At 55.8% G+C, this 22772-nt stretch carries 19 protein-coding genes, 2 tRNA genes and 2 rRNA genes; 17 read left to right on the top strand and 6 right to left on the bottom strand.

Features of this window, described 5'->3' with window-relative positions; all coding sequences use genetic code 11:
- The first annotated feature begins 60 nt into the window (after window positions 1–60).
- The 15 genes from FAZ30_RS04565 (at window position 61) to FAZ30_RS04495 (ending at window position 15134) form a co-directional block, all read left to right on the top strand.
- Window positions 61–137: transfer RNA gene (locus tag FAZ30_RS04565), tRNA-Ile, on the top strand.
- 4 nt (window positions 138–141) lie between these two features.
- Window positions 142–217 (top strand) — tRNA-Ala (locus FAZ30_RS04560).
- Between the two features lie 276 nt (window positions 218–493).
- Window positions 494–3385, top strand: a 23S ribosomal RNA gene (locus FAZ30_RS04555).
- 147 nt (window positions 3386–3532) lie between these two features.
- Window positions 3533–3647: ribosomal RNA gene (rrf, locus tag FAZ30_RS04550) — 5S ribosomal RNA — on the top strand.
- Window positions 3648–3878: 231 nt separating this feature from the next.
- Entirely contained in the window at window positions 3879–4397 is a 519-nt protein-coding gene (locus tag FAZ30_RS04545) for a GspH/FimT family pseudopilin (protein WP_124644144.1), read from the top strand.
- A 4-nt stretch (window positions 4398–4401) separates the two neighbouring features.
- Window positions 4402–4965, top strand: coding sequence for a type IV pilus modification protein PilV (pilV, locus tag FAZ30_RS04540; protein ID WP_124644036.1), 564 nt, complete (start codon window positions 4402–4404; stop codon window positions 4963–4965).
- The gene (locus FAZ30_RS04535; RefSeq protein ID WP_124644145.1) at window positions 4952–5731 is read left to right on the top strand and encodes a PilW family protein; all 780 of its coding nucleotides are present in this window, start codon (window positions 4952–4954) and stop codon (window positions 5729–5731) included. The genes pilV and FAZ30_RS04535 overlap by 14 nt, the downstream gene beginning before the upstream one ends.
- Complete coding sequence (locus FAZ30_RS04530) at window positions 5728–6144, top strand: pilus assembly PilX family protein (protein WP_124644037.1); 417 nt, start codon at window positions 5728–5730, stop codon at window positions 6142–6144. The genes FAZ30_RS04535 and FAZ30_RS04530 overlap by 4 nt, the downstream gene beginning before the upstream one ends.
- A 10-nt stretch (window positions 6145–6154) precedes the next feature.
- Window positions 6155–10603, top strand: a complete 4449-nt coding sequence (locus FAZ30_RS04525) for a pilus assembly protein (protein ID WP_137008886.1) — start codon at window positions 6155–6157, stop codon at window positions 10601–10603.
- An 8-nt stretch (window positions 10604–10611) separates the two neighbouring features.
- Window positions 10612–11052: a type IV pilin protein gene (locus FAZ30_RS04520; protein WP_124644146.1), complete on the top strand. Its 441-nt coding sequence runs from the start codon at window positions 10612–10614 to the stop codon at window positions 11050–11052.
- Between the two features lie 125 nt (window positions 11053–11177).
- Window positions 11178–11678, top strand: a complete 501-nt coding sequence (gene rfaE2 / locus FAZ30_RS04515; RefSeq protein ID WP_124644039.1) for a D-glycero-beta-D-manno-heptose 1-phosphate adenylyltransferase — start codon at window positions 11178–11180, stop codon at window positions 11676–11678.
- The gene (locus tag FAZ30_RS04510) at window positions 11675–12643 is read left to right on the top strand and encodes a biotin--[acetyl-CoA-carboxylase] ligase (RefSeq protein ID WP_124644040.1); all 969 of its coding nucleotides are present in this window, start codon (window positions 11675–11677) and stop codon (window positions 12641–12643) included. Before rfaE2 ends, FAZ30_RS04510 begins: the two co-directional genes overlap by 4 nt.
- The gene (locus tag FAZ30_RS04505; RefSeq protein WP_124644041.1) at window positions 12640–13356 is read left to right on the top strand and encodes a type III pantothenate kinase; all 717 of its coding nucleotides are present in this window, start codon (window positions 12640–12642) and stop codon (window positions 13354–13356) included. Before FAZ30_RS04510 ends, FAZ30_RS04505 begins: the two co-directional genes overlap by 4 nt.
- On the top strand, window positions 13353–14222 hold the full coding sequence (locus FAZ30_RS04500; RefSeq protein ID WP_124644042.1) for an SPOR domain-containing protein: 870 nt from the start codon (window positions 13353–13355) through the stop codon (window positions 14220–14222). Before FAZ30_RS04505 ends, FAZ30_RS04500 begins: the two co-directional genes overlap by 4 nt.
- A 114-nt stretch (window positions 14223–14336) precedes the next feature.
- Window positions 14337–15134 carry a YoaK family protein gene (locus tag FAZ30_RS04495; protein ID WP_137008884.1) on the top strand — a complete coding sequence of 266 codons (798 nt, stop codon included), beginning with the start codon at window positions 14337–14339 and terminating at the stop codon, window positions 15132–15134.
- A 30-nt stretch (window positions 15135–15164) separates the two neighbouring features.
- On the opposite strand, the gene FAZ30_RS04490 is transcribed toward FAZ30_RS04495, so the two are convergent.
- Both FAZ30_RS04490 and FAZ30_RS04485 read right to left on the bottom strand, forming a co-directional pair.
- The gene (locus tag FAZ30_RS04490; protein ID WP_124644044.1) at window positions 15165–16160 is read right to left on the bottom strand and encodes a M48 family metallopeptidase; all 996 of its coding nucleotides are present in this window, start codon (window positions 16158–16160) and stop codon (window positions 15165–15167) included.
- Entirely contained in the window at window positions 16157–17284 is a 1128-nt protein-coding gene (locus FAZ30_RS04485) for a YjgN family protein (RefSeq protein WP_137008882.1), read from the bottom strand. Before FAZ30_RS04485 ends, FAZ30_RS04490 begins: the two co-directional genes overlap by 4 nt.
- 235 nt (window positions 17285–17519) lie before the next feature.
- Here FAZ30_RS04485 and speB point away from each other — a divergent pair, with 235 nt between their 5' ends.
- On the top strand, window positions 17520–18485 hold the full coding sequence (gene speB, locus FAZ30_RS04480; RefSeq protein WP_103524823.1) for an agmatinase: 966 nt from the start codon (window positions 17520–17522) through the stop codon (window positions 18483–18485).
- A 78-nt stretch (window positions 18486–18563) separates the two neighbouring features.
- Window positions 18564–19697: a hypothetical protein gene (locus FAZ30_RS04475; protein ID WP_137008880.1), complete on the top strand. Its 1134-nt coding sequence runs from the start codon at window positions 18564–18566 to the stop codon at window positions 19695–19697.
- On the opposite strand, the gene FAZ30_RS04470 is transcribed toward FAZ30_RS04475, so the two are convergent.
- The 4 genes from FAZ30_RS04470 to cobT form a co-directional block, all read right to left on the bottom strand.
- Window positions 19698–20183, bottom strand: a complete 486-nt coding sequence (locus FAZ30_RS04470) for a GNAT family N-acetyltransferase (protein WP_124644047.1) — start codon at window positions 20181–20183, stop codon at window positions 19698–19700.
- Window positions 20184–20316: 133 nt separating this feature from the next.
- Entirely contained in the window at window positions 20317–21096 is a 780-nt protein-coding gene (gene cobS, locus FAZ30_RS04465) for an adenosylcobinamide-GDP ribazoletransferase (protein WP_124644048.1), read from the bottom strand.
- Complete coding sequence (locus FAZ30_RS04460; protein ID WP_124644049.1) at window positions 21093–21695, bottom strand: histidine phosphatase family protein; 603 nt, start codon at window positions 21693–21695, stop codon at window positions 21093–21095. Before FAZ30_RS04460 ends, cobS begins: the two co-directional genes overlap by 4 nt.
- Entirely contained in the window at window positions 21695–22729 is a 1035-nt protein-coding gene (cobT, locus tag FAZ30_RS04455) for a nicotinate-nucleotide--dimethylbenzimidazole phosphoribosyltransferase (RefSeq protein ID WP_137008878.1), read from the bottom strand. The genes FAZ30_RS04460 and cobT overlap by 1 nt, the downstream gene beginning before the upstream one ends.
- Window positions 22730–22772 lie beyond the last annotated feature (43 nt).

Raw genomic sequence — 22772 nt, 5'->3', positions numbered from 1 at the left:
AGAAGGCGATCGTCAAGTATTCACAACCTATCGGTTATTCGTGATTTAAGGGTAGTAACTGGGTTTGTAGCTCAGCTGGTTAGAGCACTGTGTTGATAACGCAGGGGTCGTAGGTTCGAGTCCTACCAGACCCACCAGTTTGGGGGATTAGCTCAGTTGGGAGAGCACCTGCTTTGCAAGCAGGGGGTCGTCGGTTCGATCCCGTCATCCTCCACCATTCTTACAGTGCAAACAAAAGCGCACACAACCTGTCAGGGTTGCGTGAATTTCTGTTTGCGTTGTTTTTACAATGCCCGATCTTTAACAAACTGAAGAAGCCGAATTAATTAGACGGCGAGATGAAATACATGGAGTTAATTCTGCATGTAGGACAAATCGTCATCTTGGGAATTTGATTGTATCTAGTGTCATGTCGCCATATCAAAAGGGGCGGTGTGGCACGTCGCACAAACACATTCTGTCGGATTGGTAATTTAGGTTACTGAAATGATAGGGTCAAGCGACTAAGTGCATCTGGTGGATGCCTTGGCGATCACAGGCGATGAAGGACGTGTAAGCCTGCGAAAAGCGCGGGGGAGCTGGCAATAGAGCTTTGATCCCGCGATGTCCGAATGGGGAAACCCACCTAGCAATAGGTATCCCAGACTGAATACATAGGTCTGTGGAGGCGAACCGAGTGAACTGAAACATCTAAGTAACTCGAGGAAAAGAAATCAACCGAGATTCCGTCAGTAGTGGCGAGCGAACGCGGAATAGCCTGTATGTGATAGAGATTGAGATAGTGGAAGGACCTGGAAATGTCCGCCATAGTGGGTGATAGCCCCGTACACGAAATTTCATTCTTGGTACTAAGCATACGAAAAGTAGGGCGGGACACGCGAAATCCTGTTTGAAGATGGGGGGACCATCCTCCAAGGCTAAATACTCGTGATCGACCGATAGTGAACCAGTACCGTGAGGGAAAGGCGAAAAGAACCCCGGGAGGGGAGTGAAATAGAACCTGAAACCGGATGCATACAAACAGTGGGAGCCTCGTAAGGGGTGACTGCGTACCTTTTGTATAATGGGTCAGCGACTTACGTTCAGTAGCAAGCTTAACCGCATAGGGGAGGCGTAGGGAAACCGAGTCCGAATAGGGCGATTTAGTTGCTGGGCGTAGACCCGAAACCGAGTGATCTATCCATGGCCAGGATGAAGGTGCGGTAACACGCACTGGAGGTCCGAACCCACTAGTGTTGCAAAACTAGGGGATGAGCTGTGGATAGGGGTGAAAGGCTAAACAAACTCGGAGATAGCTGGTTCTCCCCGAAAACTATTTAGGTAGTGCCTCATGTATCACTTCCGGGGGTAAAGCACTGTTATGGCTAGGGGGTCATTGCGATTTACCAAACCATGGCAAACTCTGAATACCGGAAAGTGCGAGCATGGGAGACAGACGGTGGGTGCTAACGTCCATCGTCAAGAGGGAAACAACCCAGACCGCCAGCTAAGGTCCCAAATGATCAGTTAAGTGGTAAACGAAGTGGGAAGGCCCAGACAGCCAGGATGTTGGCTTAGAAGCAGCCATCATTTAAAGAAAGCGTAATAGCTCACTGGTCGAGTCGTCCTGCGCGGAAGATGTAACGGGGCTCAAACTGATAACCGAAGCTGCGGATTTGCACGTAAGTGCAGATGGTAGGGGAGCGTTCTGTAGGTCTGTGAAGGTGTCTCGTAAGGGATGCTGGAGATATCAGAAGTGCGAATGCTGACATGAGTAGCGATAAAGCGGGTGAAAAGCCCGCTCGCCGAAAGCCCAAGGTTTCCTACGCAACGTTCATCGGCGTAGGGTGAGTCGGCCCCTAAGGCGAGGCTGAAAAGCGTAGTCGATGGGAAACGGGTTAAAATTCCCGTACTTTTGTGTAGTGCGATGTGGGGACGGAGAAGGTTAGGTCAGCGGCCTGTTGGAATAGGTCGTTCAAGCTGGTAGGTGGTTAGGGTAGGCAAATCCGCCCTTTCATTCAACACCGAGAAGTGATAACGAGGGTCTACGGACCTGAAGTGACTGATACCACGCTTCCAGGAAAAGCCACTAAGCTTCAGCTACACAAGAACCGTACCGCAAACCGACACAGGTGGGCAGGATGAGAATTCTAAGGCGCTTGAGAGAACTCAGGAGAAGGAACTCGGCAAATTGATACCGTAACTTCGGGAGAAGGTATGCCTCTTTAGGTGAGATCCCTTGCGGATGGAGCTTGGAGAGGTCGCAGAGAATCGGTGGCTGCGACTGTTTATCAAAAACACAGCACTCTGCCAACACGAAAGTGGACGTATAGGGTGTGACGCCTGCCCGGTGCTGGAAGGTTAAGTGATGGGGTGCAAGCTCTTGATCGAAGCCCCAGTAAACGGCGGCCGTAACTATAACGGTCCTAAGGTAGCGAAATTCCTTGTCGGGTAAGTTCCGACCCGCACGAATGGCGTAACGATGGCCACACTGTCTCCTCCTGAGACTCAGCGAAGTTGAAGTGTTTGTGAAGATGCAATCTCCCCGCTGCTAGACGGAAAGACCCCGTGAACCTTTACTGTAGCTTTGCATTGGACTTTGAAGTGGTTTGTGTAGGATAGGTGGGAGGCTTTGAAGCCAGGACGCTAGTTCTGGTGGAGCCAACCTTGAAATACCACCCTGACCCCTTTGAGGTTCTAACCTTGGTCCGTTATCCGGATCGGGGACAGTGCATGGTAGGCAGTTTGACTGGGGCGGTCTCCTCCCAAAGTGTAACGGAGGAGTTCGAAGGTTACCTAGGTACGGTCGGAAATCGTGCTGATAGTGCAATGGCAAAAGGTAGCTTAACTGCGAGACCGACAAGTCGAGCAGGTGCGAAAGCAGGACATAGTGATCCGGTGGTTCTGTATGGAAGGGCCATCGCTCAACGGATAAAAGGTACTCCGGGGATAACAGGCTGATACCGCCCAAGAGTTCACATCGACGGCGGTGTTTGGCACCTCGATGTCGGCTCATCACATCCTGGGGCTGTAGCCGGTCCCAAGGGTATGGCTGTTCGCCATTTAAAGTGGTACGTGAGCTGGGTTCAAAACGTCGTGAGACAGTTTGGTCCCTATCTGCAGTGGGCGTTGGAAGTTTGACGGGGGCTGCTCCTAGTACGAGAGGACCGGAGTGGACGAACCTCTGGTGTACCGGTTGTCACGCCAGTGGCATTGCCGGGTAGCTAAGTTCGGAAGAGATAACCGCTGAAAGCATCTAAGCGGGAAACTCGCCTGAAGATGAGACTTCCCTGAGGGCTTGACCCTCCTGAAGAGTCGTTCGAGACCAGGACGTTGATAGGTCGGGTGTGGAAGCGCTGTGAGGCGTTAAGCTAACCGATACTAATTGCTCGTGAGGCTTGATCCTATCATTTGAGTGGCTTGGGAGACCAAGACCGAATGGATAGTGAGTGTGCGACGCGATCAAAGATCCAAGAGTAAGATATCTAATTAATTCAGTGTTCCAGACGGAGTCTGGGGTACAAAGCTTCTTCGAGTTTGTTGACAGTTTATGTCTGGTGGCCATAGCGAGGTGGTCCCACGCCTTCCCATCCCGAACAGGACCGTGAAACGCCTTAGCGCCGATGATAGTGTGGCATTCGCCATGTGAAAGTAGGACACCGCCAGACTCCCCATACACAAGCCCAGCTCAACAGAGCTGGGCTTTGTGCGTTTGGGCCTGGCCTGAGTGCCCACAAGCCGCCCAAGGGCGGCTTTGTTGCGTCGGAGGCCTGGCTTGGCAGGGGTGTGTGATATACCGACTATCGGATTATTCATAACGTACATCAGTACATACCAGTCATTTGTTGGGAAAATTCCTAAAATATACCAATGAAAAATGACTGCAGGAACGCTCGGCTATGAAACTGCCTGCGTTAGCACTTGGATTCACATTGGTTGAACTGATGGTGGTAATTGCTGTTGTGGCAATTTCATTGGCTATCGCAGTTCCAAATTTCGCACAGTTCGTCGATACCAACCGCTTCCAGTCCCTTTCCAGTGCATTGATTGCAGATATGGCCAATGCGCGTGCTGAGGCAATCCGGCGCGGTAGTTATATGGGAATCTGTGCATCCACTGATGGATCAAGCTGTTCTGGCTCGGGGGCTGATTGGTCGCGTGGTTGGATCGTGTTTGTCGACATCAATCAAGACGGAACACCAGTTGCCAGCGCGATCTTGCAGGTTCAGAACCTGGGTGGTACGGCTGTTGCCTCAGGTACTTCAGGTTTCCGTTTTGTTCCGAGTGGAGAGGTGCGAGGACTGTCATCAGGTGGTGTTCGCATCGGCAATTCAGTGGCTATTACTCTCACCAATACGACGAGTAATGCCAGCAAGACGATATCCGTTGCTCCATATGGTTTGATCAGGGGTAACTAAATATATGCATAGAAAAACTGAATCCGGCTTTACTATTCTTGAGGCGCTGATTTCATTGCTGGTTGTTGCATTTGGAATGCTTGCGATGGCGGGGATGCAGCTCAAATCAATTCGGGACACACATGATGCCTATGTACGTAGCTTGGCTTCTGAAATTGCAACAGAGGCAGCAGAGAGGATCAGGGCATCAGTTGGTGATCAACTATATACAGTCAATAGTACAACAGGGAAGGTTGACCTCAGTACTACCGTAGCTTGCTACCTTGGGAGCACAGCTAGCTCGACATGTAGTTCGGTTATAAGCAGTGTGCAATCTATTGTCGCTAGTGACATCACATATATGGTGTCGACAGCTTCTCAGTCATTAAGCTCGGGTACGCTGGCAATTAGCTTATTAAAACCAAATGGCACGACTACTACAGCAGTAACCGATTGTAGCTATACCTTGTCTGCTACTGCAGCTTCAGCAGGGACTGCGTGCTCGGTACAAGTACAAGTTGGTTGGATGGAAAAAACAGCCTCAGGTGGGGCAATTACTGCCGCGAGTTTTACCTATGCCTTCCGTTAAAATGAGTAATTTTCGTTCTGAAGAAAATAAACACCATGGCTTTTCACTTGTTGAACTAATGGTCGCCATTACTATCAGTTCATTCATAGTGTTGCTAGTTGGTCAAGTTTTCTTTGCAAACAAAGCTGTATATCGTAGCCAGAATGCACAGGCCGAAATCCAAGAAAAAGGCCGTTTTTTAATGCGTTGGATTGCAGGTCAATTACGGCAGGCTGGCTATGTTGATACTTCACGGCTAAGTAATGGTATGCCAACTAACTTTGCCATTAGTGGAACCACTTTTCCGACTGCGGGTATGATTTTAAATGAAACTGCATCCAATACGATAAGCTACAGATATTATGGCAACAGTGATAATCAAATCATTGACTGTAATGGAAGCCCTAATGCAAGTGCTGTTCTCAATACTTCACAAATTGCACTGACTGCTAGCAATACAATGTCTTGCACTAGTTCCAGTTCCCAAGGTGGAACTGCACAGCAAGTAATGACAAATGTCAGTCAGTTTGTCATGAAGTATGGTGTGGATAATGCAGTAGGAACTGCAGATAGAATACCGGATAGTTATCTTTCAGCTGCCGGGGTGGCCGATTGGACGCGGGTATTTAGTGTGCAGGTGTGTGCATTGGTTGAGTCAGAGACTAGTTATGTTGCACCCAGTAATTACTCGATATCTGATTGTAGCGGTAATGCGTATACACCAGGATCTGGTCGAATAGGTCGCGTATTTAGGACTACGATATATTTGAGAAATAACTTGCCATGAAAATTAATTTGCATGAAAAAAATCAAGCAGGTTTTTCACTGCTTGTGGCATTGATTTTTCTGAGCGTAATGGCGTTATTGGGATTTGGTGCGGTTAGATCTGCGCTCATGGAAGAAAAATTGGGTGGTAATAATCGAGAACGCTCATTATCTTTCATGGCTGCAGAGGTGGCTATGCGGCAGGGCGAGGTGTACATAGAAACATCTGATAGTCTCCCTGCTAGTGGGACTGTTGCGAGCGGGGTTGTCTCGGTGGCCAATACGGCAGCATCTGCAACTTATGCAATTAATTATATCAGTAGCAATGGTGGCAGGGATTATTATCGTATTTTAGCTACTGGTTATGGTGCAAGAAAATTAATTGGCAATGTCACGCAGACAAATCTGGAATCAGTTGTGTGGGTTCAGCAGTAAGGAGCTTTAAATGAAAAGAGTATTCTTGGTAATGATAAGACTGTTCATTGGATTATTAGCCCCCACGTTTGCATTGGCATTGACTATGCCTACAGCGCCACTGTTACAGAATTTGATTCAGGTGAATCCTGTTAATTTGCTGGTTATGGGGAAAAGCCATAATCTTTTCACCGCAGCCTATAACGATTATACGGATTTGACCGGTGATGGGGTGCCGGATATTGGATATACGCCGAAGTCAATTGATTATTATGGCTATTTTGATTCATATAAGTGTTATAAATATAGCTCGTCGATGTTTAAACCCAACTCAACTACTGCGAATAAAAAGTGTGATGGTGCGAGTTGGAGTGGTGATTTTTTGAATTATGTCACTATGTCGCGTATCGATGTGCTGCGAAAGTCATTGTATGGAGGTAAAAGAACATCTGGTACCACTGGGGTATTGGTAAGGTCGCAAATTCCTCTTGATTCCCATGTATGGGGGAAATCTTTTACCTCTAGTGTTATTGGAGGGGATAGTCTTTCTTCATACGTCGATACAACTTTTTCAGTATCTGACTATGGCAGTACCTCCGCGACGAGAACCATTGCATCAGCCTTGAGTAGTGGGCGGGCTATTGTCATGGCCAATATGGATGACTCCTTTCCAGGAACACCACTTTTACGTGTGGTGTCAATGAATCCTTCAACAAATACAATGAATGATTGGCTTAGCACAGATGGCAATGCTAATTTATCTACACAATATACTTGGATGGCCGTAAAAATACAGGTCTGTGTTGCAGGTATGCTGGAGTCAAACTGCACGCAATATGGTAGTAACTATCTTCCTACTGGATTGCTCCATAAATATGGGGTGAACGGTAATATGGAATTTGGGCTGATTACCGGTTCATATGATTTTCCTCAGTTGGGTGGCGTCCTGCGTGACTCGATCAGGAAGTTTTCTGCTGAAGTCAATTCAGATGGCTCGTTTATTTCGGGAGGTATTGTTGATACACTTGATCGCTTGCGTATCAATAAGCCAAATTCTAGCTATGATCCAAGTACGTCGGGTAGTGGTAACTGGGGTAATCCAATTTCCACCATGTATTATGAAGCATTGCGCTACCTGGCAGGTAAAAGTGGGCCGACATTTATTACCGGATCGACTGGAATTGATACCTCAACGTTTGGGCTGCCTAAAGTTACTAGCTGGACTAACCCTTATGCTTCTCGTCCATGGTGCTCCAAGCCATTTATCACTGTTATTAGTGAGGCAATATCATCCTATGATAGCCAGGTTCCCGGTTCTCCTTGGGGGTTTAGTTATTCCAAAGATATATCATCGAATTTAAATGTGAGTACCCTGGGTAAGACGCTATGGGGCTATGAGGGTTATGGTTCTCAGAATGTACTGATCGGTGAGGTAAGTGGTGGTACTGCGGATGGTTTGCCTACCAGCAAGTCTGCCAGTAATTTTGATATCAGAGGCTTGTCACCAGATGAACCGGCGCGCCAAGGTAGTTATTACTCTGCAATGGAAGCATATTTTGCTCGTACAACCCCCATCATCAGCCCAGCAGCAGTTCCTACCGGGGCGACACTAGCCCCGATACGCACTTATGCGATAGGTCTGTCATCTCCGCTGCCCAAGGTTAGTATTCCACTGACCGGAGGCACAATTACCGTTGCTCCTTATGGTCGAGTGGTCTATGCCATCCCCGGGTTTTCATTAACTACCCTGACAATTTCTAATTTTTACCTGTTAAGTGCAGCGTCGGATGGTAGCTATTATAAGTTTCAGGTCAATTATGATGACTCTGAATTTGGTAACGACTACGATCTGGATGCAATTGCAGTGTATGAGGTGACAAAGATCAATAACACTCAGGTACAGGTCAAGGTTACATCGACTTATGCTGCTAGTGGAAATTCAAACCATATGGGTTTCATTATTTCTGGTGCGAAATCATTGCCAGGTGCATCATCTGCTAATCAGGCAGGAGCATACCTTGTTGTTCGTGAAAATGAATCGGCATCGCAGTCAGAATGTGTTGGTACAACAGTGGGTTCTACACGTTACAGCCCACTGAATTATGGATTGATCAATAATGGCTATTGTAGCAATGTATTACCATTAAATTTTACTGGAACCTTTACGGTAGATACTTCGCAGGGTACCACCACCACGCTACAAAGCCCTTTGTGGTATATGGCAAAGTATGGTGGTTTTGCTGACAATAAGACGACGCCATCTACTCCGAATACCTTTGATCCGACACAAACATGGCAATGGGATGCTGATGGTAATGGCTCACCAGATGCGTACTCGCTGGTGAGTAATCCCGCTCAGCTGAATTCGCAGCTTGATAAGGCTTTTCAGAATATCAGTAATCAGAATGGTTCGGCCACTGGCGGCACTGGTAGCCAATCCTCGATTAGCAGTACGAGTAATACTTATTATTATGAGGCTGGTTTGAATACCAGTGACTGGTCTGGCTCGTTGATTCAACGATTGATTTCTGTCTCAGGTTCGTCGGTCTCTCTGGGTACGGCGCAATGGAATGCGCAGACCAAGCTGACAAGTGATAGTGGTCGTCAGATTATTACCAGTAGTGATGGTATCGGTATGGGAGCCGCGTTCCTTTGGTCTGGTTTGACCGGGACGCAGCAGTCGGCATTGAAGAGCAGTAGTGGTGAGAGTACTGCTACCACGCAGCTCAAGCTTAGCTATCTCCGTGGTAATGCCGGAAATGAAGGGACTGGAAGCTCACAGTTTCGCCCACGGACGACCACCAAGTTGGGTGATATTGTCAATTCTTCACCTCAATATGTAGGTGCTCCATCGACAGCATCCAGTAATATAAATTATCAGGAGAGTAGCTATAAAACATTTGCAACAAACTATGCCAGTCGTACCCCTATAGTCTATGTTGGTGCTAATGATGGAATGTTGCATGCTTTTGATGCAACAAATTTGGGTGGTACTGAAAAGCTTGCGTTCCTTCCTAATGCCGCTATTTCTAATTTGAATCAATTGCCAAGTAATGCTTATGCGCATGCATTCTACGTGGATGCGGCCCCTGTGATTGCAGATGTGAAGAATTCTAGTGGAAGCTGGATGACGTTGCTGGCTGGTGGCATGGGGGCAGGTGGTCAGGCACTTTATGCCTTGGATGTGACAAATCCAGCGAATTTTTTAGAGTCACAAGCCAGTAATTTGGTGAAGTGGGAGTTCTCCTCTGCAGCTGATTCTGATCTAGGTTATACATTTGGCCAGCCTGCTATTGCTAAACTAAATGATGGAAACTGGTATGTGGTAGCCAATAATGGCTATAACAGCAGTAATGGAGATGCCGTACTCTTTATTATTCCAGTTACTCCTGCAAAGTTGACTACCACGACGACTGGATGGGTGCTGGGTTCTAATTATTATAAAATTAACACTAGTTCTGGAACTACTGCTTCTATCAATGGTTTGTCTGCGGTAACGCCTGTTGATTTGGATGGGGATGGCAAGGTCGATGTGATTTATGCAGGTGATTTGAAAGGTAATGTCTGGAAGTTTGATATGAGTGGTACAACTCCAGCAACGTGGAAAGTCGCCTTGGGTGGAAAAGCATTGTTTACTGCAAAGTCATCATCTGGCAATTTGCAGCCAGTGGTATTGCCACCTGCTGTTGGAGCTTTCCCTGCAGCAGCGGGTGTCGCTTCTGTCAGTAAAACCAATTTGATGGTTTATGTCGGTACTGGTAAGTATATTGAAAGTTGTGACAAGAGTAGCAGCTGTACCCCAGAGTCGAATAATCATACTGTTTATGGAATTTGGGATTGGGGTGTGCCGGTGTGTGCTAGAAGTTTGATGCTTCCGCAGACACTTGATAGCATCGATCTCAATGCTTCGGGGGCAATTGTCGCTGCTGGTAGTGGTGGTAGTAAAACGTACCGAACTGTAAGCAAGAACGCTATCACTTGGAAAGATGCTAGTTTGGCTACTAGTGCTAATGCGGATTGTACAGTTAATGGTACTACTACCAAGCAAGAACAGAATATTTCTTCTCAGCCAGGTTATCTTGGATGGTATGAAGATCTCAACTTAAGTGGAGAGCGGGCTGTTGGTGCGATTCGCTTTCAATCAAAGACTGTCGAATACCAGACTTATATCCCAGCAACCAGTACCAGTGATGTATGTACACCTACTGATCAATCATTCGTCATTCGTGTCAGTGCCGATAATGGGGGTGCATTTTCAGTGCCTAAACTGAGTGATTCCGCTGCACAGGCTTTGGTAAATGGCCAATACCGTAATATTGTCGGGGTCTCGGTGGGTGGCTCTCTGGGAAGTACTGACTATAGTTATAATGGCAAGGTTATTACCGTGACGTCTGGGACTTCTGGTGTCAACTCTATGCTGACTTGGAATCTCAGCCGTACTTGGCAGCGCCTTACATGGCGTGAATTGATCAATAACTAGGGGTTGAAATGCAGAGAGTTCGCCCATCAGGTTTCACTTTGATTGAGATGATGATTGTTTTGGCGATTGTCGGAATACTGACCGCGATTGCCTATCCATCCTATAGCCGCTATGTATTACGCTCATATCGGGCGGATGCAGAGGCTACGCTGGTAGCAGTAGCACAGTCTCAAGAGAAGTATTACACCCTGAACAACATGTATGCTTCGAGTTTGGTCAGTCTTGGCTATTCGACTCCGCTTTATAGTCAGAATAATCGCTATACCATTGAGATGAATGATCTGAATGCATCAGCCACTTTGAATAGCGGGCTTGGTTACTCCTTGAAGGCGACGGCTAATCTTACTGGAGGCCAGAATACAGAAACCTGCGGGGATCTGACGCTGGATAGCCTCGGTACCAAAAATATGTCCGCGTCTGGGGTGTCCGTGTCGGATTGCTGGAGATAAGTACTTTTTGAGTTGACCACGGGCTGGAGATTTTCAGCCCGTTTTCATTGGCCCGATGCATCGCGCCCGCGTCCATGGTGCATCCATAATTTGTTCCAACAGCTCATGCCGGAGATAATGGCGGAATGACTTATCCCACTCCCGCATTTGAAGACAAGATCTGCGCGCCAGAGGCTCTGGCGGCGCGGCTGGCCGCCTTGCCGCGGCCCATCGTGTTCACCAATGGCTGTTTCGACATCCTGCACCGTGGTCATGTCACCTACCTGGCGCAGGCTCGCGCATTGGGTGCCAGCCTGGTGCTGGGGCTGAATACCGATGCCTCGGTCAAGCGCCAGGGCAAGGGCGAGGATCGCCCGATCAATAATGAGCTGAACCGCGCCGCCGTGCTGGCCGCGCTGGAAAGCGTCAGCCTGGTCACCTGGTTTGACAGCGACACCCCGGCCGATTTGATTGAACTGGTGCAGCCGGATGTACTGGTCAAGGGCGGTGACTGGACGGTGGACAAGATAGTCGGCAGCACCGAAACCCTGGCCCGTGGCGGCCAGGTGCATTCCATCCCCTTCCTGTTTGCCACCTCCACCACGCAAACCATCAACAAGATCCGCGCGGCCGAGGATCAGCAGTGAGCGAACATGCTTTTGCCGTACTGCGCCAGTTGAGTGATGGCCGCTTTCATTCCGGTGCCGATATCGCGCGCGAGCTGGGTTGTTCTCGTACTTTGATCTGGCAGGCGGTGCATGCCATCGAAGAGGAGTTCGGCCTCACCGTGTTCAGCGTGCGCGGTCAGGGCTACAAGCTGGCCGAGGCTTTCGAGTGGCTGGATGTGGCCCGTGTGCGCGAGGCGTTGACCACCCCGGCGGCGGAAACATTCACCCTGGCCGTGGCCGAACGTACCGACTCCACCAATAGCCAGCTGATGGCACGCGCCGCCAGCGGTGGCCTGCATGGCCTGGTGCTGGCTGCAGAAATGCAGACGGCCGGGCGTGGCCGCCTGGGCCGCCGTTGGCAAACCCGACTGGGTGCTGGCCTGACTTTTTCCCTGCTGTGGCGCTTTGATCGCGGCCTGGCCGAACTGGCCGGCCTGTCGCTGGCTGTCGGCCTGGCATTGGCGCGCGCCCTGCATCAGCTGGCGGTGCCGGTACAGCTCAAGTGGCCCAATGATGTCCTGCTCAATGGCCGCAAGCTGGCCGGCATCCTGATTGAGTTATCCGGCGATGCACTGGGGCCGGCGGCGGTGGTGATTGGCATTGGTCTGAATCTGGATAGCCCCGGCGAGGTTGACCAGCCGGTGGCTTCGCTGGCCGAGGCCGGCATCCGGCTGGGGCGCAACCAGTTGCTGGCCGCGCTGCTCAGCGAGCTGGCCACGGTGCTGGAGACTTTCAATCGCGAAGGTTTTGCCGCATTCCGCGATGACTGGATGCGCTGTTCCAGCCACGAAAACGCCCCGGTGCGGCTGAGCTTTTCCCACGGTGAGCCGGTGGATGGCATTGCCCGTGGCGTGGCTGAAAATGGTGCCTTGCAAGTGGAAACTGCAGATGGCAGCTTGCGCATTTTCCATGCCGGAGAAGTCAGCCTGCGGAGCCGCACATGAAGCTGTTGCTGGATGCCGGCAATAGCAGGCTGAAATGGGGCGTGCATGATGGCAGCCGCTGGCTGGCGCAAGGTGCCGTCGCGCATGACGCCATTGCTGCGCTGGCACCGCAATGGGCCGCCTGGCCAATTAGCACCGTCCATGCCGCCAGCGTGGCGCGCCCCGAGGTAGCTCAAGCCATCGGGCAGGCTGCGCCCTGTCCGGTGCAGTGGGTGCGTTCAGCTGCCAGTTTTGCTGATGTGCGCAATCACTACCGCAATCCGGCCGAGCAGGGGGCCGACCGCTGGCTGGCGGTACTGGCGGCTCGCAGTCTGTGCCCTGACGATGTGGTGGTGGCCTGTGCCGGTACGGCGCTGACCGTGGAAGCGCTGACGGCTGAGGGCGATTATCTGGGGGGCATGATCCTGCCCGGACAACAACTGATGCTGCGCAGCCTGGCGCAGGGCACGGCGCAGCTGGATCGCATGGCTGGGCAGGTGCAAATCTTCCCGCAAGGTACCGCCGATGCGCTGGCCAGTGGTGTGCTGGCGGCGCAGTGCGGGGCCATCGAGCGCATGGGCCGGCAGTTGGCGGCACATACCGGTCGTGGCCTGCCGCAAGTCTTGCTGACCGGCGGTGATGCCACAGTCATTGCGGCGCAACTCGCCGTGCCGCCGCGTATCGTGGATAATCTGGTGCTGATGGGACTCTTGAGAGTGGCGTGCGAATCATGAAGTGGTTTCTGGTACTGATTATGGTGCTCAATCTGGCGGTAGCCGGCTATGGCTCGTTCAAGCAACGGCCACCGGCAGACGTGCACGCCCAGGAAATCAGCCCCGAGCAGGTCAAGCTGCTGCCGCCGGACTGGCAGCCGGCTTCGGCTCCGGCCGCCGATGCTAGCGCGCCGCTCAAGCTGGTGGCCTCCATGCCGCAAACCGAGACCCTGAAACCGGGCGATCTGGGCAAGGCTGCTTCGCAGCCGGCCAGCAGCAAACCGGAAGCCGCCAAGGCGAAAGCCGAGGCCTCCAAGCCGGAAGCCAAGGCCGAGGTGAAAAAGGTAGTGGACACCAAGCCAGCTGACAAACCAGCGGACAAACCGAAAGTGGAAGCCACCAAGCCGGAGCCGGCCAAGGCGCTGGCCTGTTACGACTGGGGCACGCTGGACGCCAAGTTGCTGGCGCGGGTCAAGGGCGGTCTGCCCAGCCTCAAGCTGAAGGCCGAGCAAATGGCGGAAACCGCCAAGGGCGAAGTCAAGGGCAATGGCAAATTCTGGGTCTATCACCCGCCGCTGGCCACCCAGGCTGAAACCCAGACCCTGTCTGCCGAGCTGAAGGACAAGGGCTTCGACAACTACATCGTGCATAACGACCCGTTTAAGGGCAGTGTGTCGCTCGGCCTGTTCGGGCAGGAGGGCGCGGCCAAGGCCATGCTGGCCAAGCTCAAGGCCGCCGGCTTCGATAAGGCCATGAGCGAGCAGAAGGGGCAGAAGGGCGCTGCCACCGTGCTCAGCTTCAAGGCGCTGGAGCCGGCACAGGCCGAACGTCTGCAGGCGCTGCAAAAGCGGCTGACGCCGGGGATTCCGCTGCAAAGCTGCCGCTGATTATTGCGTTGCAGCAAATGAAGCCGGCCCTGCGCTTGTCAGCAGGCCGCTCGAAGATGGATGATGAACGGCAATGGCGGGATGTCCCGCCTTGCCGTTTTTTCATGGTCTGCTATGTCCCGACGTTCAAGCAATATCACCCGCCTGCTGGATCGCGGCACGTTCAATGACCGCGTGCTGCGCCAGCTGGGCGGCTCCATGGCCTTTATCGCCGGTGCGCTCAATGCCGGCGGTTTTCTGGCGGTGCATCGCTACACCTCGCATGTTTCCGGCATTGTCTCCGGCATGGCCGATGACCTGGCGCTGGGGGAAATCCGCCTGTCGCTCTCCATGCTGATCATGCTGCTGTGCTTCATCGGCGGGGCCATGCACTCCACCTGGCTGATCTTGTGGGCCAGGCGGCAGCGGCTGGGTGGTGGCTACGGGGTGTCGATGATGGAAGAGGCTGGCCTGCTATTGCTGTTTGGCTTGCTGGGAGCGGGGTTGGCCAGTCACAAGGGTTTGTTTACCCCGCCTACCGTGATGTTGCTGTGCTTCATCATGGGCATGCACAACACCATCGTTACCAAGCTGTCCGGCGGCCTGCTGCGCTCCACCCACATGACCGGCATTGCCACCGATATCGGCATCGAGCTGACCAAGATGAGTTATTACAATCACCTGCACAGTTCCAAGATCAAGGACATCAAATCCAATCGCAGCCGCTTGTGGGTATACAGCATGATTCTGTCGGCCTTTTTCCTGGGCGGGGTGGTGGGGGCGCTGGGCTTCAAGCACCTGGGTTACGCCTTTACCCTGCCACTGGCGCTGCTGCTGTTCGGGCTGGGCCTGCGGCCAGTGTGGTACGACATGCGCCTGCGCTGGCGCTGGTGGTTGCAGCATCAGGAGCAGGGGGCCGGGCCACGGGACTGAGCCGGTCCTGCACCTGCCATCGCTGGTGTTTCAGGCCGGGCATTGCTGGCCATCGGGGTGGCTGCGTTCCTCGCTGCCGGGATGGCTGGCCAGCAAGGAGGTGCTTGCGCCATCCGCCCCGCTTAGCCGGGTGAGGAACTGGCCGAGCACGCAGGGCGAACTGCCACGGGCCGCCAGCGCGCGGAAGGCGTAACGGTCGGCATCGCGCTCGAAATCGCGCGAGTATTTCATGTCGGCCAGCATGATGGGTGCCACCGCCAGCATGGGGGTGGTGTCGCCGCTGAACAGTGTCACTGCAAGTGACAGGCCGCCATACTGGATCAGGCCGCGCAGCCCATGCCGCCCCTCCACATGGCCCACTTCATGCGCCAATACGGCAAACACCTCTTCATCGTTTTTGGCCACCTTGACCAGTTGGTCGGTCAGAATGACCTGGCCGGCGGGCAGGGCAAAGGCATTGGCACCGATATCGCGCGAATCCACCACCCGCAATTGATAGTGATAGCGGCTGCCCTTGGGCACGGCCTGCATCAGCAGCGCCTGCAAGGCATTTTGCCGAGCCTGTGACAGCTGGGATGGGCGGATGCTGTTGGTTCTTTCCAGCAAGCTGATGGTGGGGGCGGCCATTTGTTCTTCGATGGCGATGGGCGTGCGCCGCGCCGCTTCATCGGCCAGCCAGGGCAGGCCATAGCGATAGCCGCACCAGACGGCGACTACGGTGAGTAGCGCCAGCACGGCCAGTACCTGCCAGCCGCTGTGCAGCCACTCCAGCAGGCGTACCCCCAGCGGCAGGCCGCCGCTCAGGTGGCGGCAGCGGTATTCGCTGGCCACTTCGATCACGCCGCCATCGGGCAGTTGCAGTTTGTCGGGCAGGCCGGGCAGGCCGGCTTCGAACTCCACCTCGCGTGCCAGATAGCGGTGGGTATGCACACCATCGGTAAACACCAGGTGGTGAGCATCGCGCTGCAGCATTACCGCCCGGCTGACGGGGCTGCGGCCATCCATATAACTGCCCGGCAGACTCATAGGCCCAGATCCAGTTCAAAGCCATCGGCGGCGGCATCGCCCAGCGCGCTACGCGAGGACTGTGGCCGGGCACGGATGGCGGCAAGGTCTTCATCGGGAAACATCTTCAGATGTTCTAATCTGTAGCGCAGTGCGCGCAATTTGGCAAAGGGGTAATACAGGCCCAGTGTCAGCAGGGTGAGCAGGGCGTTGCTGGCATGCAGGTTCATCAGGCCACGCAGCGTCATGCTGCTTTCAAAGCGGTGCAGACGGCCATTGCTCTCCAGCAGGATATGGTTCCACATCACGTTGGCCAGCCCGTCGCGCACCACCTGGCCGATGGACATCCACAACAGCAGCACCCCCAGATAGACCGTCGCGCCCAGCAGCAGCAGGCTGATACCGCTTAAGTGGCCACTGAACAGGTGGCTGATGATGGAGGAATACAGGCCGCCGATAAAGCCGAATAACAGCAGCATCAGCAAACCCAGCGCGCTGGCGCGGAAATAGACCCGGTAATAGTCGCTGGCACAGTTGAGCATTTCAAAGCGGGCGTTGCCAAACCAGGCATTGTTGACCAGAAAGCGTTGCTGCATGTGGCGGGCATAGGGGAAGCCAATGCCCAGCGTCAGTACGGTAATGATCAGGCCCATGATGAAGGGGCCGACCGCATCCATGGTACTGGCGCGGAAGTTGAAGCGCATCTGGCGCCAGCTGGTGTTGCGCAGGCGAAAACGCATGGCCATCACCACCACCCAGGGCAGGGCTGGTAACAGCAGCAGATAGATCAGGGCATGCAGGCCCGGTGAGGATTTCTGCGTCACACCCAGGAGCAGCAGCACCAGGAAAACCAGTGCCCGCCCCTTGAGAATGGCCAGCGGCTTGCCGTGGTAGCCGAAACCGGCACCAGCAAAGCGGGTGTGGCCGTACAGGTATTGGTGGCTGCGCACCTTGCCCCAGGCGGAATAGATGCCCAGGGTGAGGATGGACAGCAGCAGGTTGACGATCCAGATGCGGAAGTAAGCCGCACCATTGCCACTGAAGCTGAAGCCCAGGCCATCACCCTGCGGCGTGGGCGGTGAGGCCGGCTGGCCGATGCGCACCGGCTCCATGGCCAGCGTGTAGTCTTGCGACGAGGAAGTCATGATGGCCCCTTTGTGGCATCTGTGGATGTTTTGCTGCGTCAGCGCGGTGGCGGGCTTGAACTGCAGCACGGCTCGCGGCACACTGCCGGTTCCGCGCCAAGGGGCGCGGCAGCCTTAACCCGTCGGCTGTGCAAGATGGACGGCAATCGTCAGTCTCCCACTTATTCTAAGCCTCAGTCCATTGTCATGGAATGGGGCGTGGCAGCGTTGGCGTACTCTCTCTTGGAGAGTGTCTGTGACCGATATCATCAAGGGCGATGGCGCAGTGCGCCGTCAGGGCCTGTATGGCTCTTCCATCGAAAATACCTATGCCGGCGTGCTGTCCTTCATGCGCCGCAACTATAGCCGCGACCTGAGCGGCGCTGATGTGGTGGTGTCCGGCATCCCGCTGGACCTGTCCACCACTTTCCGCTCCGGCGCGCGCATGGGGCCGCAGGCCATCCGTGCCGCCAGCGTGCAACTGGCCGAGCTCAAGCCCTTCCCCTGGGGCTTTGATCCCTTCGACGACCTGGCCGTCATCGACTACGGCGATTGCTGGTTCGATGCGCACAACCCGCTGACCATCAAGCCGGCCATCATCGAGCATGCTCGCCATATCCTGGCCTCCGGTGCCAAGATGCTCACCTTTGGTGGCGACCACTTCGTCACCTACCCGCTGCTGATCGCACACGCAGAAAAATACGGCAAGCCGCTGGCCCTGCTGCATTTCGATGCCCACTGTGATACCTGGCAGGACGACGAGCCAGACAGCCTGAATCACGGCACCATGTTCTACAAGGCCGTGAAAGAAGGCCTGATCGATCCGGCCAAGTCGGTACAAGTGGGTATCCGCACCTGGAACGACGACTTCATGGGCATGAATGTGCTGGATGCACCGTGGGTACACGACAATGGCGTGGATGCCACCATTGCCCGCATCAAGGAAGTGATCGGCGATCATCCGGTCTACCTCACCTTCGACATCGACTGTCTGGACCCGTCTGCAGCGCCGGGCACCGGCACACCGGTACCGGGTGGCCTGACCAGTGCCCAGGCACTGAAGATCGTGCGCAATCTGGGCGATCTGAACATTGTTGGCATGGACGTGGTCGAAGTGGCTCCGGCTTACGACCAGAGCGAAGTGACCGCCATTGCGGCCGCTCATCTGGCCTGTGACATGCTGTGCCTGATGCGTAACAAGAAGGTGGCTGGCACGCTGTAAGAACCAGGCAGCTTCACCGGCCTTGATAACAGCGTCGCGCCATGGTGGCCCGGCGCTGTTTTGCTGAAAGGGAATGAAATGTTGCCAAAACTGGCGGGACTATTGTTGTGGGGGCTGAGCCTGGCGGCGCAAGCGGCTCCGCTGCTGTTGCAGGGGCAAATCGGCAATGCCGCAGTCGTGATGGAGTTGAATGTCGGCCAGGATGGCGAGGTTGATGGCCGCTATTTCTACCGCAAATATCATCAGGACCTGGCCTTGTCCGGCAAGCGCATGGCCGACGGCAGCCTGCAGTTGGGCGAGAACCTCAAGTACGACGAGCAGCGCAATGATCTCACCCTGCAGCCGCAAAATGGCGGCTGGCGTGGTGAATGGCATGGCCCCAAGGCGAGCAAGAGCCTGCCGGTGATGCTGACTCCCTATGAGCCGGGACAATGGCCGGCCAGCGCGGATGCGGCACTCAACTCCATGCGCCAGCGTTCCGGTTACGACTACATCCGTCTGGCCGGGCTGTCGCTCAAGCCGGGCAAGCGCGAGCGCGTCCAGGGCCATACCCTGCAATGGTGGGATGAACCGCTGAGCAAGATCCGTCTGTTCCGGATACTGGATGGCTATCCCGATGCCAGCCTGCAGCGGTTGAACCAGTTGCTGGCCGAGCGCCAGTGGCAGGAAGTCGCCAGCTATTTCGATTGCCAGCTGGGTGGCACGCATAGTGCCGGAGCTGATTTCGAACAGACTGTCACACCACACCTGCTGAGCAGCAAGTTGTTCAGCATCAGTATCTTTACCAGTTACTACTGCGGCGGCGCACACCCTGACTTTGCGGATAATCCGCTAACCGTCGATGTCGCCAGCGGCCGGACGCTGCAGCTGGAAGACCTGTTGTGGCTGGGCAAGGGCAAGCCGCAGCTGCTGCGCAGCGCCAGTGGTGAGCGCAAGGACTATCAGTATGAAGAAAAGGTGCTGGCACCATGGCTGGCCAGCACCATGGCGCGTTTGCACTCGGCCGAAACCCAGCCGGGCAATGAAGATGACTGCGCCTACCGCGATCCGCAGGTGTGGCAGTTTGTCAGCTGGTATGCCACGCCGCAGGGTCTGTATCTGGGGCCATCCTTTGCCCGGGTGGCCCGTGCTTGTGAATACCCGGAATGGAGTGTGCTGCCGTGGTCGCTGGTCAAGCAGCACCCTGGTGCACGGCCGGAGCTGTTGCCCTGATCAGGCGCTGGCGCGCGGGCGCTCCGCTTGCGGCCGGCGCAAAGTGAAAGGCCAGCGCAGCAAGGCCGGTTGTGGCGCCTGCTGGCGCAGCTCCATATAGCGCTCGCCCTGCTGCAGAGGGCCAAAGCCGAGCTGGCGGTAAAAACCGCGCGCATCGCGCGATACCAGCAGAAAGCGGCGCAGTTGTTGCAGATCGGGGTGGGCGATGGCGGCCTTGATCATGGCCTGGCCCACCTGCTGGCCACGGTGCGCGGGCAGCACGAACACATCAGACAGATAGGCAAAGCTGGTGTAGTCGGTAATCACCCGGGCAAAGCCGATTTGCCGGTCGTGGTGATACGCGCCGATCACCAGCGAATGGCGAATGGCCCGTTGCAGCCGTGCGCCATCCATATTGGCTGCCCAGTGCGCCTGCTCCCGCAGAAACTGCAGAATCATGGCGTGGTCGAGGCGGTTGGGGTCGAACGAGATGTCCAGATCGGTCATGCGCCAGCTCCACGAAGTGTCCGGGGGAGGCGTACCCCCGGCCTGTCGCCGGCTTGGGCCGCTGGCCGCAGTATGCTGAGCCAAGGTCACCGTCTTGTGACAGGACGATGGCAGGTCTTTGACAGCCAGGCCGTCACAGCCCGTGCATGCCGTGCAGTGGGATCAGCAACAGGCCCAGCAGCAGGATTTCACACACTTCGATGCCGGCACCCAGGCAGTCGCCGGTCATGCCGCCCAGCTTGCGCTTGAGCCAGCTGCGCCATAGCAGGCCGGCCAGCGGTGCCAATAGCAGCGCGGGAGCCAGCCAGGCAGACAGGCCGAGCAAGGCCAGCAGGCTGATGGCCTGTACCCGCCATTGCGGCTGCCAGGCAAAGCGCTCGCCACTGCCGGGGGCCAGGGCTGGCAGGGTGGCCGACCAGAACAGGGCGAACAGCCGCGCCCAGGCCGGCAGCAACAGCAGCCCGGCCAGCTGGGCGGGCTGTCTGGCCAGCAGCATCAGCAACACCAGTTTGCCGACGATGGCGCTGATCAGGGCAATCACGCCAAAGCTGCCGACATGCGGGTCTTTCAATACCTCGAAAAATCGTTTGCGCGAGCGGTGTGCCGCCCCCATGGCATCGGTCAGGTCGGCCAGCCCGTCCAGATGCAGGCCGCCGGTGACACCTATCCAGCACAGCAGGCCCAGCAGCGCGCCCAGCCAGGGGTCGTACTGCCCCCCCAGCCACACGGCCAGCCACAGCAGGCTGCCCAGCAACAGGCCGACCGGAGCAAACCAGCGCGCACTGGCGGCCAGCCATTCCGGGTGGAAGGTGCGCAACTGCGGTGTGGGCAGACGGGTAAGAAACTGGATGGCCAGAATCAGCGATTGCCACCAGCGGGCTGGCGGCACCGGGGACGAGGGGGGCAGGCTCATGCTTCGCCGGGGCTTTCCAGATGCATCAGATAGGCCGGATGGCCTTCCAGAATCGACAGCTGGGCAAAGCCGCCACGCTGTACCGTCATCAGCTTGGCCACGGCGAATTCGGTGCCCAGCAGCTCGGCCAGCAGCGCGGTAATCACCCCGCCGTGGCAGACCAGCACGCGATGGCTGCCGCGCGCGGTTTGAATCCACTCGCTGAAGCCACACAGCACCCGGGTGCGGAATAGGGCATAGCTCTCGCCGCCCGGCGGGGTCAGTTCTCCGCTGGCCACCCGGCTGCCCCAGTCCGGTTGCTGGCCGGACAGGATGTCGCGCGACATGCCGTCCCAGTCGCCAAAGTCGAATTCGGCAAAGCGCTCGTCCACCTTCAATGGCAGCGAACCATGCAGGGCCTGGTGTACGGCAAATTCGCGGCAGCGCTGCAGGGGGGAGGTGGCCATGCTGGTCACTGGTGCCAGCTGGTTCAGCCGCTGCCAGCTGCGGGCCATCTGTTCACAGCCCAGATCATTCAGCGGCAGATCGGTACGGCCGATCAGCCGGCCGTCGTGGTCGATCTCGCCGTGGCGCAGCAGGGTCAGCGTGTAGGGGTTCATCAATCCTTCTCCGTCACTCCGGCCTGGGCAAAAGTGGCCATCTCGGCATGCAGCTTGATGGCCAGTTGCAACAGCGGTACGCAGGTCGCCGCGCCGGAGCCTTCACCCAGCCGCATGCCCAGTTCCACCAGCGGCTCCAGCCCCAGCGCCTCCAGTGCCAGGCGGTGGCCGGTTTCTTCCGAGCGATGGCTGGCCAGCAGCCAGGCGGCCACGGCAGGGTTGATGGCGCGGGCAGCCAGTGCGGCTGCGCTGGCGATGAAGCCATCCACCAGAGACGGCACGCCCTGTAGGGCACCTTCCAGATAGAAGCCGGCCATGGCGGCGATTTCCAGCCCGCCCAGTTCGGCCAGCACTTGCGTGCCGCTCAACGGCTGCCCTTGCAGGCGCTGCAGTGCCTGTGCCACCACGCGGCGCTTGTTGGCGAGGCCGGCGTCGTCGATGCCGGTGCCGCGGCCGACGATGAGATCGACCTCAAGATTGGCCAGGCGGCAGATCAGCGCCGCCGACGGCGTGGTATTGCCAATGCCCATATCGCCGGCGATCAGCAGATTGGCACCCTGTTCGATGGCGCGGCGGGCGGCGGCGCGGCCCACTTCCAGCGCGGCCTCCACCTCGGTCGTGCTCATGGCGGCCTCAAGCGCCAGATTGGCCGTGCCGGCAGCGACCTTGGCATAGACAATGGGCAGTTCCGGCAGCTGACCCAGCACACCCACATCCACCACTTCCAGCCGGGCGGAGATGGCGCGGGCCAGCACGCAGATGGCCGCGCCGCCGGCGGCAAAGTTCTTCACCATTTCGCCGGTCACGATGGACGGGTAGGCCGATACGCCTTCGGCAGTCACGCCGTGGTCACCAGCAAAAACGGTAATGGCCGGCGTCAGCGCGGCCGGAATGGTCTGGCCTTGCCAGGCGGCAAAGCGGCAGGCCACCGTTTCCAGTACACCCAGGCTGCCGGCCGGCTTGGTCAGCGAGTTCTGGCGCTGCAGGGCAGCCTGATAAGAAGCGTGGGCGGGCAGGGCGATGGACTGGGTCATGATGCGGTGTTCTCTGGTTGGCATGGGCTAGAGCGGGACTCTA

The sequence above is a fragment of the Aquitalea aquatilis genome (assembly GCF_005155025.1).
Classification (GTDB): domain Bacteria; phylum Pseudomonadota; class Gammaproteobacteria; order Burkholderiales; family Chromobacteriaceae; genus Aquitalea; species Aquitalea aquatilis.
Note: the sequence above shows the minus strand (reverse complement) of the source record. Positions and strands in the feature narration are given on the sequence as shown.